Origin of the sequence: Chryseobacterium pennae, from assembly GCF_003385515.1 — a bacterium.
Lineage (GTDB): Bacteria > Bacteroidota > Bacteroidia > Flavobacteriales > Weeksellaceae > Chryseobacterium > Chryseobacterium pennae.
In genome coordinates this window covers 105,593-120,296 of sequence record NZ_QNVT01000003.1, presented here as the reverse complement: position 1 = coordinate 120,296, position 14,704 = coordinate 105,593, and the positions used below count along the sequence as shown (strand labels likewise).

At 34.8% G+C, this 14,704-nt stretch carries 13 protein-coding genes; 10 read left to right on the top strand and 3 right to left on the bottom strand.

The window, feature by feature from the left end:
- Positions 1-44: 44 nt before the first annotated feature.
- Both DRF65_RS05095 and DRF65_RS05090 read left to right on the top strand, forming a co-directional pair.
- Positions 45-1,874, top strand: coding sequence for a DUF262 domain-containing protein (locus tag DRF65_RS05095; protein WP_115969409.1), 1,830 nt, complete (start codon positions 45-47; stop codon positions 1,872-1,874).
- The gene (locus tag DRF65_RS05090) at positions 1,864-4,104 is read left to right on the top strand and encodes a DUF262 domain-containing protein (protein ID WP_115969407.1); all 2,241 of its coding nucleotides are present in this window, start codon (positions 1,864-1,866) and stop codon (positions 4,102-4,104) included. The genes DRF65_RS05095 and DRF65_RS05090 overlap by 11 nt, the downstream gene beginning before the upstream one ends.
- Before the next feature lie 199 nt (positions 4,105-4,303).
- Here DRF65_RS05090 and pafA read toward each other — a convergent pair whose 3' ends face one another.
- On the bottom strand, positions 4,304-5,950 hold the full coding sequence (gene pafA / locus DRF65_RS05085; protein ID WP_115969405.1) for an alkaline phosphatase PafA: 1,647 nt from the start codon (positions 5,948-5,950) through the stop codon (positions 4,304-4,306).
- 103 nt (positions 5,951-6,053) lie between these two features.
- On the opposite strand from pafA, the gene DRF65_RS05080 reads away from it, so the two are divergent.
- The 3 genes from DRF65_RS05080 to DRF65_RS05070 are packed head-to-tail and all read left to right on the top strand — an operon-like array spanning position 6,054 to position 7,817.
- Positions 6,054-6,839 carry a hypothetical protein gene (locus tag DRF65_RS05080; protein WP_115969403.1) on the top strand — a complete coding sequence of 262 codons (786 nt, stop codon included), beginning with the start codon at positions 6,054-6,056 and terminating at the stop codon, positions 6,837-6,839.
- A gap of 37 nt (positions 6,840-6,876) precedes the next feature.
- Positions 6,877-7,269 (top strand): VOC family protein, encoded by a 393-nt coding sequence (locus DRF65_RS05075; protein WP_115969401.1) that lies wholly within the window; start codon positions 6,877-6,879, stop codon positions 7,267-7,269.
- A gap of 11 nt (positions 7,270-7,280) precedes the next feature.
- Entirely contained in the window at positions 7,281-7,817 is a 537-nt protein-coding gene (locus DRF65_RS05070; protein WP_115969399.1) for a GNAT family N-acetyltransferase, read from the top strand.
- A gap of 84 nt (positions 7,818-7,901) precedes the next feature.
- Here the strand turns inward: DRF65_RS05070 and DRF65_RS05065 are convergent, their stop codons facing one another.
- Positions 7,902-9,242 carry a M28 family metallopeptidase gene (locus DRF65_RS05065; protein ID WP_115969397.1) on the bottom strand — a complete coding sequence of 447 codons (1,341 nt, stop codon included), beginning with the start codon at positions 9,240-9,242 and terminating at the stop codon, positions 7,902-7,904.
- Positions 9,243-9,404: 162 nt separating this feature from the next.
- On the opposite strand from DRF65_RS05065, the gene DRF65_RS05060 reads away from it, so the two are divergent.
- From DRF65_RS05060 to DRF65_RS05040, 5 genes are all read left to right on the top strand, one after another.
- A complete protein-coding gene (locus DRF65_RS05060; RefSeq protein WP_115969395.1) occupies positions 9,405-9,659 on the top strand; it encodes a hypothetical protein in 255 nt (84 codons plus the stop codon).
- A 502-nt stretch (positions 9,660-10,161) separates the two neighbouring features.
- Positions 10,162-10,752: a Crp/Fnr family transcriptional regulator gene (locus DRF65_RS05055; RefSeq protein ID WP_228438538.1), complete on the top strand. Its 591-nt coding sequence runs from the start codon at positions 10,162-10,164 to the stop codon at positions 10,750-10,752.
- 56 nt (positions 10,753-10,808) lie between these two features.
- On the top strand, positions 10,809-11,360 hold the full coding sequence (locus tag DRF65_RS05050; protein ID WP_115969393.1) for a putative glycolipid-binding domain-containing protein: 552 nt from the start codon (positions 10,809-10,811) through the stop codon (positions 11,358-11,360).
- A gap of 341 nt (positions 11,361-11,701) precedes the next feature.
- Positions 11,702-12,433 (top strand): DUF1963 domain-containing protein, encoded by a 732-nt coding sequence (locus DRF65_RS05045; RefSeq protein ID WP_115969391.1) that lies wholly within the window; start codon positions 11,702-11,704, stop codon positions 12,431-12,433.
- Between the two features lie 234 nt (positions 12,434-12,667).
- The gene (locus DRF65_RS05040) at positions 12,668-13,585 is read left to right on the top strand and encodes an alpha/beta fold hydrolase (protein ID WP_115969389.1); all 918 of its coding nucleotides are present in this window, start codon (positions 12,668-12,670) and stop codon (positions 13,583-13,585) included.
- Positions 13,586-13,707: 122 nt separating this feature from the next.
- On the opposite strand, the gene DRF65_RS05035 is transcribed toward DRF65_RS05040, so the two are convergent.
- Positions 13,708-14,634 carry a malate dehydrogenase gene (locus DRF65_RS05035; protein WP_115969387.1) on the bottom strand — a complete coding sequence of 309 codons (927 nt, stop codon included), beginning with the start codon at positions 14,632-14,634 and terminating at the stop codon, positions 13,708-13,710.
- Positions 14,635-14,704 lie beyond the last annotated feature (70 nt).

Sequence of the window (14,704 nt, the reverse complement as noted above, 5' to 3'; positions counted from 1 at the left end):
TTGATGAAATGACTTTTTATCTTCGCAAAAACTATTGAACTATTATGAATGAAAACTCAATAAAGACCTTAAGCATTACGGAGCTTTTGGGACATAATTTTTACATTCCTGAATACCAACGGGGATATAGATGGACAAAAACCAACGTTTCACAATTACTGGAAGACATTTGGGAATACCGTAAAAAAGGAATAGCTAAAACCTACTATTGCCTTCAGCCTGTAGTTGTAAAGAAGCATATATGGAAAGATATTGACGGAAACTCTATAGAAGGTTTTGAGCTTATTGACGGACAGCAGCGTTTAACAACTCTTCACCGGATTATCACCTATTTAACACTGGAATATCTTCACAACAATTTAAAATCTGAGGGTTATACTGATAATCTATATTCCATTTATTACAAAACAAGACTTGAATCCAAAACATTTTTGGAGACTAATGAAATTAACTGTACTAAACCTGATCTGTACTATATGAGCGAAGCTTATCAGTGTATTAAGGAATGGTTTGAAAACGGTGATAAAGGTATTCCAAGACAGGTAAAGGATGAAATGTTAAAAATTATCCTACCTAGTATCTCCCTCAATGATAAAGAGGAAAAAGAAACCCCTGAATGGAGTGTACAGGTAATTTGGTATGAAGTAAAAGATGAACAAAAGAAAAGTGAAGAACTGTTTACCCGTTTAAATCGCGGTAAAATCCCACTTACAAGTGCTGAACTTATTAAAGCTAAGTTTGTGAATTCTGACAGCTTCAAAGGAATGGCTGAAGATGACAAAATTAAACGCAGAACACAATTGGTTCAGATTTGGGATGAGATCGAAAACCAACTCAATAATCCAAAATTCTGGGCATTTATTTCAAACGAAAAGCCAGATACCTACAACAATAAAATTGAATATTTATTTGATATTATTGCCAAGAAAAAACCAGATGAAAGAGATCCTTTATTCAGCTTTATTCATTTCTTTGATGAAAAAGAAACGTTTGATTCTCTTTGGAAAAAATGGGTAGAAGTAGAAGAAATTTATCGTTCATTAGTTTATTGGTATTCAAACAAAAACCTTTATCACAAAATCGGTTATCTTATTACAACAGGCATTTCGATTGGTAATCTTATAAAAATAAAAAAAGAAAATACCAAACTGAAGTTTGAAAAAGAAATAGATCAATTAATTGCAGATAGTATTGATGATAATTGGGAAGAACTGAGCTATGACAAAAGCAGTGATCATGATAAAATAATCAGAGTTTTACTTTTAATCAATATAGAATTAATAAGAGCCAATAATAACAGTCATGAGTTTTTTCCTTTTGAGATGTATAAAAGTATAACAAAAAGTCTGGAACATATTCATGCACAAAACATTGAGGGTATTAATGAAAATAAAAGAGAAGAATGGTTCAACTGGCTTCGTTCCCATACCAATATATTATTAAATGTAGCGATTGATAAAGAGAAAGCAGAAAAAATAATCAAAGAAGTTCATTCAATTGATGAAAAGACGTACCGATACGAGGAGTTTAAAGCTCTAAGCGAAAAGATTTTAAAACTCATTCCTTCTGACGACAGTAATGAAAACGATTATCTGCATACCATTCAGAATATGGCATTACTTGGGCTTACTGAAAATATTTCATTAAGCAATTCTGTTTTTGAAGTGAAACGAAAAAAAATCATTGAGATGGACAGATCAGGAGCATTTATTCCTTTGGCTACCAAAAGAATTTTTCTGAAATACTATGCATCCGATAACAGCCGTCATTATTCTGTCTGGACCCAACATGAACGGGAAACTTATTTAGATGAAATACGTGACTGCATCAAATTATACAAAAAAACCATAACCGTTGAAGAGCATGAGAAATAATTATATTGAAATATTGAACAATAAAGTTGAAATCCCTATCATTCAACGAGATTATGCACAGGGAAGAACAGACCATAAAACGAATAAAATCCGAAAGGATTTTTTAGATGTTCTGTTTGATTTTATCTGTAAAAAACAATCCGATCCCAAGCTTGAAATTGAGCTCGACTTCATTTATGGATTTAATGAAAAGGACGACAACAACTCCATCACTTTTGTTCCTATTGACGGGCAACAAAGATTAACCACACTTTGGCTCCTGTATTGGTTTGTCTCTGTAAAAGAAAATATTTCTGAGGATAGTACAGCTTTTCTGGCTAATTTTCTCTATGAAACAAGGCACAGTACTACTGAGTTTTACAGGAATTTAATTCTCTTCAGACCTGATTTTTCACAACAAACAATCGATAAAGAAATCACTAACCAATCCTGGTATTTTGAAACATGGAATTACGATCCCAGTATTCTGGCTATGCTTGTTGTACTTAAGGACATTGAGTCAAGATATGAAAAACTAGATATTGATTCTGTTTGGGACATTATCAGTGATTCTCCTTTTTATTTCTACAAATTGGATATGAATAAAGTAGGGCTTACTGATGATTTATATATCAAGATGAACTCCCGTGGGAAACCTTTAACTGAGTTTGAATATTTTAAGGCCGGATTTACAGAGATCATTTCAGAACCTGCGCAGAGAAAACGTTTCGAAGAATCTATAGACGGGATCTGGATAGATTCTGTGTGGCATATTATTTTTGAATCCGGATCAACGGAAGATAATGATATTGCATTAATGGTTGATAATTCTTTCCTTAACCTTTTCAACTTCATTACTTCTATGCTATCTTTCAAAAAAGACCTGAAAGATCATAATGATGTCCGCTATAAAAATACAGTTGAGTCTGCAGAATTACTCAGAACAATATATACCGATCCCGAGAACCAGAACTTTCTGTTTGATACTTTAGATGCTATTTGCAAGCAGGAACAGGAAAATCCGATGTTCTGGAATACCATATTTTATACAGATAAAAATGAATTTGAATCTACCAAGACAAGATTATTTTTCCAGCAGAAAGAAATAAATCTGTTGAAACGCTGTCTGCTTTCTCTTTCTGATTCCAAAGGTCTTTCTCTTCCCGAGCAGATTTTGCTTTCAGCCTGCTTTATCCATCTGAAAACACCAAGTAACACATTCCACGATCAAATCAGAACGTTAAGAAATCTGGTCGTAAATTCTGAAAACGAATTACGTGAAACTGTATTAGGTGCGTGTTTTGATGAAGCTGAACATTTTATTAAGTATGGGGATTTAAAAATTTTCAAAACGTTTAAAACCGATCAGATCGAAGAAGAAAAAGACAAGAAAGAATACATCAGGCAAATACCGGCAAATAAAATGATACTTCAAAAACTTGAAGACAGTGATCTTCTTAGAGGAAGCATATCATTATTTCCTTTGAGTGAAGACTTTAAAAATCGGGCAAAGAAATTTTTAGAATTATTTGATGAACATGATAGCGTTTCCGATTTCAATGTAAAAAGCAATCTTTTATTAAGTTTTGGAGACTACTCCCAAGGTAATGGATCATTAACGAATCTGATGTCAGGACATTCCAGGATCATCAGAAAATTTCTCACAACACCAGGGTATGATAAAACACATTTTCACGAAAAAACCCGGCCTGTTATTCTACAATGCCTGGATTTTTTCATTACCAATCCAACAGCCTCTAGTCAACAAAATATTGAACAAGCAATTACTGACTATTCAGCAGATCCGAAAGACTGGAAATATTACTTTATGAAATATTCTTCATTCAGAGAAGACTCTAATCAAGGATATTACTTCTTTTGGGAAGGTAACGATTATTGTATCTGGAAAATGAAAGAACGACAGTTTAATGGCTGGCATTGGGATCCTTATTTAAGAGAAATTGCGGACTCCAAAAGGATCAACAATGTAAGTCTCGAGAATTATGGGGCAAGGCTTGTTTTCTCACACAACCGTAAGAAAATTTTGATTTCTTCTACTCCCAATGGATTTTTCTTCGAAAATGGAATGACCAATAGAGCTGCAAACACTTTACTTGATACATTGGTACAAAATAAAACTATTGAAAGCAATGGCGAGTATATTGTACCACAAACAGACGAAAAATTTGATTTGCTTGATAGAATACAGTTGCTTGAACAGGTATTGAGCAGAATTACACAAAACGCTTAAATAATCTGAATTCGGGTGAAAGGTAAATTACATCTTTATAATTTCATTGTTTTTAAATTTATGAATCAGACGTTTTACCTTAAAATAGTATTGTTATAGATTCTGTTTTAGAATTTTGCTTCAAAAATACTTTCCCATTAATTAATAATAAAGCCGCTCCAGTTATGGAGCGGCTCATTTTTTTGTATGATATTTCAGTTTACTGACCTATAACTTCTGTGATTGGGTTTCCAACATTTCCACTTGGGAACTGAATTTTCAGTAATGATGAAACGGTAGGCGCAATATCTGTCATGTGATAAGCTTTATTACTTTCTCCCTGTTTCACTCCCCATCCCATAAAGATCAATGGAATGTGTGAGTCGTAAGAGTTCCATACACTGTGGGTAGTTCCTGTTTTAGAATATGGCGGAAGCATAGAATCATGAGAGATCAATTGGATATCACCACTTCTCTGTCTGTTGATTCCGTTGATAATTCTTTGTTTGATTGGTTCCGGAATACTTGCTTCAGCAACTTTGTCTACAGAAACAGCATATAAAACAGTAGGATCTTTTTCCAGCTCTTTTACAGCGAAGTTTCTTACATCATCCAGTTCAAGCTTGCTGTCCGCCAATACTTTTCTGTCAAAATAGATCTGGTAATTATCAATTGCGTTAATCAATTTATCAGCTCCGAATTTATCTTTCAGCTTTTGGTTAAGGTTCTTTTCAGCACCTTCTCCAAAGAAACCTGTCGGAATTTTATGCTCTTTTAAGAATCCTACAGAATGGGCTCCACCGTGATCAGCAGAAAGGAAAACCGTATACTCTCCTTTTCCTACTTTTGAATCCAGATAATTGAAGAATTGTGCTAAATCCTGATCTAATCTTATATAAACATCTTCCACTTCAATAGAGTTTGGTCCAAATTTATGTCCGGCATAATCTGTAGAAGCCAAATTGATAGCTAAAAAGTCTGTAATATTATCACCACCCAATTTCTCTCCGTCTACAGAAGCTTCAGCCAATTTTAATGTCAGCGTATTTCCGAACGGTGTATAACGGATATTGTCTTTTTTGGTCTGATAATCTTTTGCAAGATCACTGTAAGGGAATGTAGGTGTTTTTGCGCTGCCCAATAATCCTTCCCAAGGAGAATTGTCCGGTGCACTTTCCGTATATTGATTGATCGGAAGTAAAGTATTCCAACCGTTGGCTACCAATTTTTCAGGTAAATTCTGAGAGTTGAATGATTTTACCCATTGAGGAAGATCATTCATATACCATGTACTGGTGATAAAGTTCCCGGTACTGTCGTCAAACCAGAAAGCTCCGTTTGGTGTGTGTCCTGCAGGAAGAATGGAAGCTCTGTCTTTTAGAGAAACCCCGATTACTTTCCCCTGGAAATTTGTTGCCAATCTCAATTCATCTGTTACCGTTGTAGACCAAAGGTTTTTCGGAGAATGGCTTCCGGTTTTTGTATTGGTTGTTCCTACCGGCTGAACGCTGTCATCTGCAGTACAGTATACTCCTTTACCTGTTTCTTTATCTGTCCAGTCATTTCCGGCAATTCCGTGAATGGCTGGTACCGATCCCGTATAGATACAAGTATGTCCCAAAGCAGTAATGGTAGGAACATAAGGAATGTGTACATTATTTAAAGAATATCCTGTATTCAAAAGTCTTTTGAAACCGTCATTTCCATATTTGTTATAAAAACGGTATAAATAATCCCAACGCATCTGGTCTACTACCAGACCCACTACTAATTTGGGCCTTTCCAGTTGAGAATTTCTGTTCTTCTGCGCATTGATTGTAACTACGGACAAAAAAGTAGCTGCCGCAATTGAAATGTTCCTAAGCATCCAAGTAAAATTTTATTGATCACAAATTTAGGGGTTTTGAATGTTTTAGAACGTGAATTTTTATTTAAATTTGATCTTTATTCAATTCCTCAACCCATTCACTATGATTTTAGGAGTATACTGGTACTTTAAATTCCCTGAAGATCTATATCATTTCAAGTTTTTTAAGTTTTTCGAGGGATGTGGCGGTCATGCAGATAACGCCGCAGAATTGGTAGTAAGAGTACAGGTTGATCACCCAGATGATTTCATTGGAAAACTGAAAGAACTGAAATCCCGGTTTAAAAAAGCTTTTTTACATCTTAACATCAATGAAAATCAGCTCATCATCAGTATTGGAGATCATCAGCTTTTTGATTTTTATTTTCAGCTTGCGCTTGAAATAGAAGTTCTTTTGGTTCGTGAAAATGCTATAATATTGGATTCCATTATTCCATTTAAATCACTTTCTACTAAAACCTATCATGTAGAAAGAGAAAACTTTGAAAATAATGAGCACCGTTTTATACAGATTGTAGGTTCAGATTTAAAAAAAAATAATGCTGAAACTCTTTCTATAAGAATTGATTGTAACCTGCCTTTAAATAATAAAGAATTCTTCATTAATGATTTGGGTTCTATCTGCCGTGAAGAAAACCTCAATGTATTCTATTATAAGGATCATCATTTTAATAATCACTGCAACTTAATGCTTTTCTTTACCAATGGCCGCCAGAAAACAGATGCTCTTCAAACAGTTAATCTCAATTCATTTGGAAATAAGGTAAGGCAGCTTACTCAAAAATATCAGGTTTATTTCGGTCACCTTGAGGGTCTAAAATATTATCCTCAAAATGGACCCCATGTTGAATTGATGATAGATGAGGAATATATTCTAAGTAAAAAATAAAACAATTTTAATTCAAAAAATCCCTAAATATAATAATATGATTAAGTTTAAATATGTCATTTTATATGTAGAAGATGTAGAATCAGCTATGAATTTCTACCAAAACACTTTTGATGCTGAGATAAAATTCATCACTCCGGAAAAAGACTATGGAGAACTGATTACAGGAGAAACCACTCTGTCTTTTGCCTCAGTTGTATTAGCTGCATCCAATATCAAAAAAGGATTTCTACTTTCAAAAACAGAAGCTAAACCTTTTGGAATTGAACTTGGGTTTGTAACTGACAATGTGGAAGCCCTGGTTGAAAAAGCAATAAAAAACGGAGCCGTTTTGTATGAGGATATTACCGTAAAACCTTGGGGACAAAAGACGGCTTACATTAAAGATCCTAATAATTATCTCGTAGAAATCTGTACTGAAATTCAATAAAACTATCATCCGTGGAAATAAAAAAACTACAAAGGCTAACTTCTAACCCCAGTTTGAATTGGGGAAACAATGGATATTCTACAGACATCATCTATTCTGTTTCTTCAATAGAATTCAATAGTTCTTTTGAGTTTAACTTAAGAGAAAAAAAATTATCCTACACTAAAGTCTGGGAAATCGATTCTGATGATATTAATGAACTCAATACCCTCATTGAAAAAGACTCTTCTTTCGGAGCTTTTGCAGATGAAGAACTTCAAGGCTGGATCATCTGCGAACACAGAACCTGGAACAATAGCTTTTACATTGAAAACATCCTGATCAATGAACAATACAGAAGACAGGGAATCGGTATCATGTTGATTAAAAGTGCCATCAAAGAAGCCAGAAAGCTGAACTGTCGGGTGATTGAGCTGGAAACCCAGAACACCAACTATCCTGCCATACAGTTTTACAGAAGAATGGGATTCAACATCACCGGAGTGAATACCAGATTATATGATAATTCTGAAGAAATTGCTTTTTTTATGACCTTGGATATAGAATAACAGATAAATACGTTAGGTTTTGGCTAAAGCCAATGGATAGTTGATTAATGATGAAAGCGGGCTAAGCCCGCTCCTGTTAATATTTTATTTTATTTTTGGTAAAACAATCAGACTCTCATTCCCGGTTGCATTGACTGCCTGTACCGCAAAGAAATAATTATCTTTAGAATAAGACAATTTGATTGAGTTCTCTCTGGTAAAGATTTTTTTCTGCCACATAGAAGCGTCGGTCTCACGTATTAACACATAGTATCCTGCTATTTCCCCTGATTGAGGTCTTTCCCAGGAAAGATCTGTAAAGTTGGTAAGCTTACTGACTTCTATTTTTACATTTTCAGGCTGTGAAGGGGCTTTTGCAAGATTGGCCAGAACTGCAATATTTACGCCTACATTCTTTTTAAAATATTCAAAATCCATAAACTCCGGCAGATCTCCATACTGTACCCCATTTTCTTTTCTGATGTTCTGATGTTGATGATCGAAATTTTCGTTAAACTCAGTCAGCCGTACAGCAGAAAAACCTTTTTCAACAAACGGTGTATGATCTCCACCTCTCAGAAATCGGTCATTTCTATAGATGAGTTTGACCTGAAGATGATCAACATAACGCTCTCCTATTTCTTTAATATATCTTGCCAACTGTCTTGATTCACCATCATTTTCCAATCCGAACTTTCTGATATCCAATGCTTTTTCATCCAATTCGTAATAAGGTAAACCTTCAGAAAAAATTCTTAATTGATGGGTATTTATTAAATGAGTATCACTACTGAAATTATTGGAGATCATATCATTATTCAATAAGGCTTCCAGTTGCCAACCTTCACTAACCGCTTTCTCAGCCAGCATTTTTGAACCTAATAATCCTTGTTCCTCCCCGGAAAAAGCAACCAGTACAATACTTGCCGGAAACTTAGATCTACTCAATATTCTTGCGCTTTCTATAAGTGCTGCCACTCCACTTCCGTCATCATTGGCTCCCGGAGCATTGTCTTTTATATTCATGACATCACTCACCCGCGAATCCAAATGTCCACTTATCATAAATAGTCTTTTATCATTAGGATTTGTGCCACGGATAATGGCAATAACATTTCCTAAATCGGTAGGACGGTCAATTCTTTTTCCATCCGGCTGAAGCGTTTGGTTTTGCATAAATACTTCCATTCTTCCCCCCGTATTTTTCGCATAATCATTAAACTTTTTCAACACCCATTTTCTTGCAGCTCCTATTCCTCTTTTTGGATCCGTTGCAGAACTCATCGTATGCCTAGTTCCAAAACCCACCAAGTAATTGATATGACTTTTGAGAGAGTCTGTACTTACCTGCGAAACCTGGTTGATAATTTCAGGATCCTGACGAATCGTTTCTTGGGCATACAATACAACAGGAGTAAAAAACAAAGTGAAAAGTATATTTTTCATAATGCAGCGATTAATTAATCTTTTGCAATTTATTTTTAATTAATAGAATGACAAACAAAGTTGGCAAATTTCATCAACAAAATCGTTAAATCAGAATTAAACACTTGCTGGTGTATTATTTTTTTTAGATATTAGTAATCAACAAATTAAACATCAGTTACTATGAAAAATTTAAAAAAACTAAAAAGAAGTCAATTGGTATTGATCAGTGGTGGTGACACTGCTTATGCAGTTTGTTTAGACGGCTATTGCCCACCCACTTTTGGATCTTATTACTGCAATGGTGACACTTGTTACAGATCTACTGGAGGTGGAGGCAATCCTGGAGGTGGAGGCCCTGGAGGCGGTGGTTTTCCTTGCCATGAACCTATGCGTTTCTGTCAGGAAGGAGAAACTGGATGCGGATGCGTTTATTAAAAGTCAGATTTTAAATAATTCAGAGCGGTTTTCACCGCTCTTTTTTTTGTATAGCCTGCAAAAAAATGCATCTTTGTTATTAATAAACTAATACCAGAATTCTATGCTACGTGCATTCTTTATTTTAGCGATTTTGTCAGCTTCCCGCACAGAAAACATTTAAATGTAAAGAAATTCGTGATGCAATAAAGTTAATTGATGAGGAAAAATATGATGAAGGGTTAAAAAAATTTCCAAACTCCGGAAAACTACATCTTGAAAAGGGCGTAATATTTGAATTTGAAAATAAATTAGCTGCTGCACTGGAAATTTATGAAGCTGGAATGAAAGGAATTTCTAAAGGAATTCTCTACCAAAGATTATAAAACTTATCCTAATGTACTGATTGGTTACCATAAAACAATGGAAGACAACCATCTATTCAATGTATACAACCATTATATATTCCAAATGGGAGATGTGGAGGCTTTTCAAAATTGGGAAACAAAGAATAAAGCAGAATATGATAAATACAACAGCAATGCAAAACCTTCTGAAATACATCCGCTCTCTTACTTCTTTTTCTGATGAAAGCTGGACTTTACTTCAACCTGCTCTTTCAGAAAAAGTATATAGAAAAAATGAACTGCTTCTTCAGGAGGGAGAAATGTGTAAATCATTATTTTATATTAATACGGGGTTTTGCAAAAGCTATTACGAAATAAATGCTGTTATAAAAAACACCGAATTCTTCTTTGAGAATGAAATCGCAACCAATATCAGCAGCTTCGGAAGCGGAAAACCTTCAGAATTCAATATGGTTGCCTGTGAGGAATTACACGTTGTTGTTTTTAATAAAGAAATACTCTTTAAAATTGCAGCACAGTACATTGAAATAGAGTCATTGGGCCGTCACTGTATCCGGAAGATTGCTTACAAACAGGAAGAGTTCGCCAATCTTTTTAAACTGTATTCTGCTCAGGAAAGACTGGAATATCTCGAAAAGAAACATCCTGAAATGTTGCAACGGATTCCTCTTACCCAATTAGCATCGTTCCTTGGGGTAACGAGGGAAACTTTAAGCAGGATCAGGAAAAGAAGAATCTCCCAATAACAGGAATTTTTTACCAAAAGAATCTAAAATCAACACTACATCCAATCCAAAATAAAATGAAAACATTGATCTGGCAAGGAATCGCTTTCCAATCTCTGGAGTATTTCAACCTTACAGAAGATGATAAGAACTTTATTGTAGAATCAAGAATTATTGGTTCCTATGAAGGTAAAATGTATACAGTAGATTACCAACTAATCATCGACCTTAACTGGAATATCCTGGAATTTATCATCGAATCTGAAGTCAACACCGTTAAAAATAAATTAACAGGTCGAAAACTGCAGGATGAATGGGAGATCAACAATGTAATTAATCCTGATTTCAAAGGGTTTCCCTTCATTGATATTTCTTTGACTCCTTTTACAAATACCTTACCGATCAATAATCTTCAATTGGCTGAAAATGATTCTCAGGAAATCAAAGTTATTTATATTGATATTTTGAATCACCTTGTAAAACCGGTTATTCAACAATACACAAAAATTGACAAACACACTTATCATTATGACAACCTGCAGACTGATTTCAAAGCAGATATTGTAGTTGATGAAAATGGTTTGGTGGTCAATTATCCAGGATTATTTGAAAAAATTGCTGAGATTTAAAGTTCAGCCCATTATTCATTAATTTCTTTATCATTATTCAATTTTCTATCTTTGAATAAACATCAATCACAATGACTATTGCCGAAATAAAAGAAGCTGCCCCTTTCTTGTGGAGTTCTAAACCAACAGGAACTGAGTAATAAAATCAGAGAATTAAAAGACAACGGAATTTCATATCTCGGATGTTTTGCCTTTACCCAACATAATCAACAAATTTCGACTTTAGAAGCCAAAAATCTGACATTGGAACTTGACGCCTTTACAGATGAAGAAAAAGCTGAATACACAGGCTATTACAATTTGATGATGGATGATTTTAAAGAAAACGAAGACTAAAGCTTATGGAAAAAACAGATAATAGAATTCAGGAAATTAAAGATAAAATAGAAAGGCCTGCCACAGAATTTTTCACCGGTGGTTTCAGACCTATGAATGTTTTGGAAGAATCATGGATCGGACGGGTATTTGCCTATGCTGAAGATGAAGAAATTCCTTTGGATAAAAATGGTGACCCAATGATGCCGCTTATCCAGTTTTATCTTCCCAACCAGCCTTTTGTCCCGGAACTGATAAAAGACAAAAAGTTAATTACCGTATTTATCTCCCAGGATTTTCCGGAAACTTTTGAAAAAATGGACGATAATTGGGCCATCCGGGAATATGACAATCTGGAAAATATTGTCATCAAAGATTTACAAAGTCCGGTCTCTTATTTAAAACCATTTCCATTACGTTCCGAATTATATCCTAAAGATGCTCCTTTATGGGATGGTGGCGGAATTGAGGATATAGATTACAACTTAATCTCTGAAATTGTTAAATTTGAACGAGAAGGACATTTCAACAGCTATTTTGACATCATTAAGCACTGTTACAGTACTAAATTGGGTGGTTATCCTTCATTCTGCCAGCCGGGCATTGGCTTTAAAGAGGGTTTTGGAGAAGGCTTTGAATTTGTTTTTCAGATTTCCTCAGATAACAAAGCTCAACTGAATGTGATTGACAGTGGAAGTTTTATGTTTGCTAAGAATAAACAAACTGGAGAATGGAGCTTGTATTATGATTTTTATTGATAAAGCAAAGTTAGTATGGGTTGTAAAATCTTTAAAAATCAATTTTAACAGAAAAAGATAGCCGTGTTCTGTATGAATATACAATTGTAAAGATCAATCTATTTATTTCTATACACATATTGTATTTCCAATTCTGGATTATCTTAAAAAAAATAATCAGCAGGGAAAATATGGTGAAAGGAAAATAATTTTTGCACTTAGTAATAAAAACTCCTTCACGATTGTTATAATAATATGAAAACAGTTGCTCTCCTACTCTTTTTTTCCGTTTCTCTGACTGTCTTTTCAGCTCAGAATCATCAGTCTGATGGTTTTTATGAAACTTCGGATCATGTAAAGATCAAATATAAAATCTCCGGAAAAGGAGAAGCCTGCATCTATGTTCCGGGAGGGCCAGGCCAGGGATATCATTCATTTGAAATGATGGGCGGAAACAATCTGGAAAAAAACATGCAAATGGTTTATATGGAGCAGCGCGGATCCGGCGAATCCGGTACTTCTGAAAATTATCATCTTGATAAAATGATTCAGGATATTGAAGAACTTAGGCAATATCTCAAATTGAAAAAAATCTTTCTGCTGGCTCATTCTTTTGGAGGAATCATTGCAACAGGTTATGCAAAAAAATATCCGCAGTATACCAAAGGGCTTATCCTTACCAATGTCACGCTCCACTTCCTGAATGATGAATCTGTAAAAGAACAGATTGAATATGGAAATGAACTACTCCATACCCCAGTCAAAGACATTCCTAAAGACAGCCTTCAGTCAGAAATTTCAAAAGTCAGTAGTTTATTGAGAAAAAAACGTATTGGCTATAAATTTCTTACAGATGATATAGAAACCATTAAACAAATGGACATAGTAGATTCTCTTCATCCCAGGATCATAGATTTTGGGATGGCGGTTATTTCAAAGCCTAAAGAATTTCCGGAATATTATAAAAACTATATTCCTATTACGAAAGAGATCAAATTACCTGTATTAATTATCACAGGAAAAAAAGATAAAGCTGTAGGAACAAGGCATTATCAAACATTTCAATTTCCAAATCAGGAAGTGGTTTCTATTAATGGTGGACATCTTTTATATTATGAAAAAAACAGCGAGTTTATTAATAGTGTATGGGAGTTTGTAAATAAAAATAAATAAGATCCTTCAATCATTCCAATTGCTGCACGATCAACATGCTCGTACCAGAAAATATGAAACCTTCACAATAAACAGAAAGCCGCGCCCTTCGGGCGCGGCTTTCCTATATAAAATTCAGTAAATTAGAATTTAAGATCTCCATTCACTTCTCTTACTGCATTAGCAGCTTCAGCGAATTTCAATTGCTCTTCAGCAGTTAACGTTACATTTACGATTGATTCTACTCCGTTTGCTCCGATGATAGCCGGAACTCCTAGGCAGATATCATTTTGACCGTATTCTCCATCAAGCATTAATGAACAAGGGATCATTTTCTTTTGGTCACAAGCAATAGCCTGAACCATTACAGAAACAGCTGCACCTGGCGCATACCAGGCAGAAGTTCCTAATAATTTAGTAAGGGTAGCACCTCCTACTTTAGTTTCTTCGATTACATATTTTTGTTGATCTTCACTTAAGAACTCAGTTACTGGAACCCCATTTCTTGTAGCTTTGCTCAATAATGGAAGCATTCCTGTATCACTGTGAGCTGCGATTACCATACCGTCAACATCAGAAATTGGAGCTTCTAATGCTTCAGCCAATCTGTATTTGAATCTTGCAGAGTCTAATGCACCACCCATTCCGATGATTTTATGCTTAGGAAGACCTGAAGTTTTGTGTACCAAATAAGCCATAGTATCCATTGGGTTAGAAACTACAATGATGATTACTTCCGGAGAATGTTTTACTAAGTTTTCAGTAACTTCTTTCACGATACCAGCATTGATACCGATTAACTCTTCTCTTGTCATTCCAGGTTTTCTTGGAATCCCTGAAGTAATTACTGCTACATGAGAACCTGCAGTTTTGCTGTAATCTCCTGTTGTTCCGGTAATTTTTGTATCGAACCCGTTAAGCGATGCCGTTTGCATCAAATCCATTGCCTTACCTTCAGCAAATCCCTCTTTAATATCTACCAAAACTACTTCTGAACAGAAGTTCTTCATCGCGATGTATTCCGCACAGCTTGCTCCTACAGCGCCTGCACCTACTACAGTTACTTTCATATTGTTACTTTTTAAATTATTTATTGTTTAGTTACTATTTAAATTTGAAACTTCCCAAATTTAATAAATC

Bases quoted from the DNA above. Each gene is read 5' to 3' on its own strand.
- DRF65_RS05095 (WP_115969409.1), top strand. From the start codon at position 45: ATGAATGAAAACTCAATAAAGACCTTAAGCATTACGGAGCTTTTGGGA.
- DRF65_RS05090 (WP_115969407.1), top strand. From the start codon at position 1,864: ATGAGAAATAATTATATTGAAATATTGAACAATAAAGTTGAAATCCCT.
- pafA (WP_115969405.1), bottom strand. From the start codon at position 5,950: ATGCTTAGGAACATTTCAATTGCGGCAGCTACTTTTTTGTCCGTAGTT.
- DRF65_RS05080 (WP_115969403.1), top strand. From the start codon at position 6,054: ATGATTTTAGGAGTATACTGGTACTTTAAATTCCCTGAAGATCTATAT.
- DRF65_RS05075 (WP_115969401.1), top strand. From the start codon at position 6,877: ATGATTAAGTTTAAATATGTCATTTTATATGTAGAAGATGTAGAATCA.
- DRF65_RS05065 (WP_115969397.1), bottom strand. From the start codon at position 9,242: ATGAAAAATATACTTTTCACTTTGTTTTTTACTCCTGTTGTATTGTAT.
- DRF65_RS05060 (WP_115969395.1), top strand. From the start codon at position 9,405: ATGAAAAATTTAAAAAAACTAAAAAGAAGTCAATTGGTATTGATCAGT.
- DRF65_RS05055 (WP_228438538.1), top strand. From the start codon at position 10,162: ATGATAAATACAACAGCAATGCAAAACCTTCTGAAATACATCCGCTCT.
- DRF65_RS05050 (WP_115969393.1), top strand. From the start codon at position 10,809: ATGAAAACATTGATCTGGCAAGGAATCGCTTTCCAATCTCTGGAGTAT.
- DRF65_RS05045 (WP_115969391.1), top strand. From the start codon at position 11,702: ATGGAAAAAACAGATAATAGAATTCAGGAAATTAAAGATAAAATAGAA.
- DRF65_RS05040 (WP_115969389.1), top strand. From the start codon at position 12,668: ATGAAAACAGTTGCTCTCCTACTCTTTTTTTCCGTTTCTCTGACTGTC.
- DRF65_RS05035 (WP_115969387.1), bottom strand. From the start codon at position 14,634: ATGAAAGTAACTGTAGTAGGTGCAGGCGCTGTAGGAGCAAGCTGTGCG.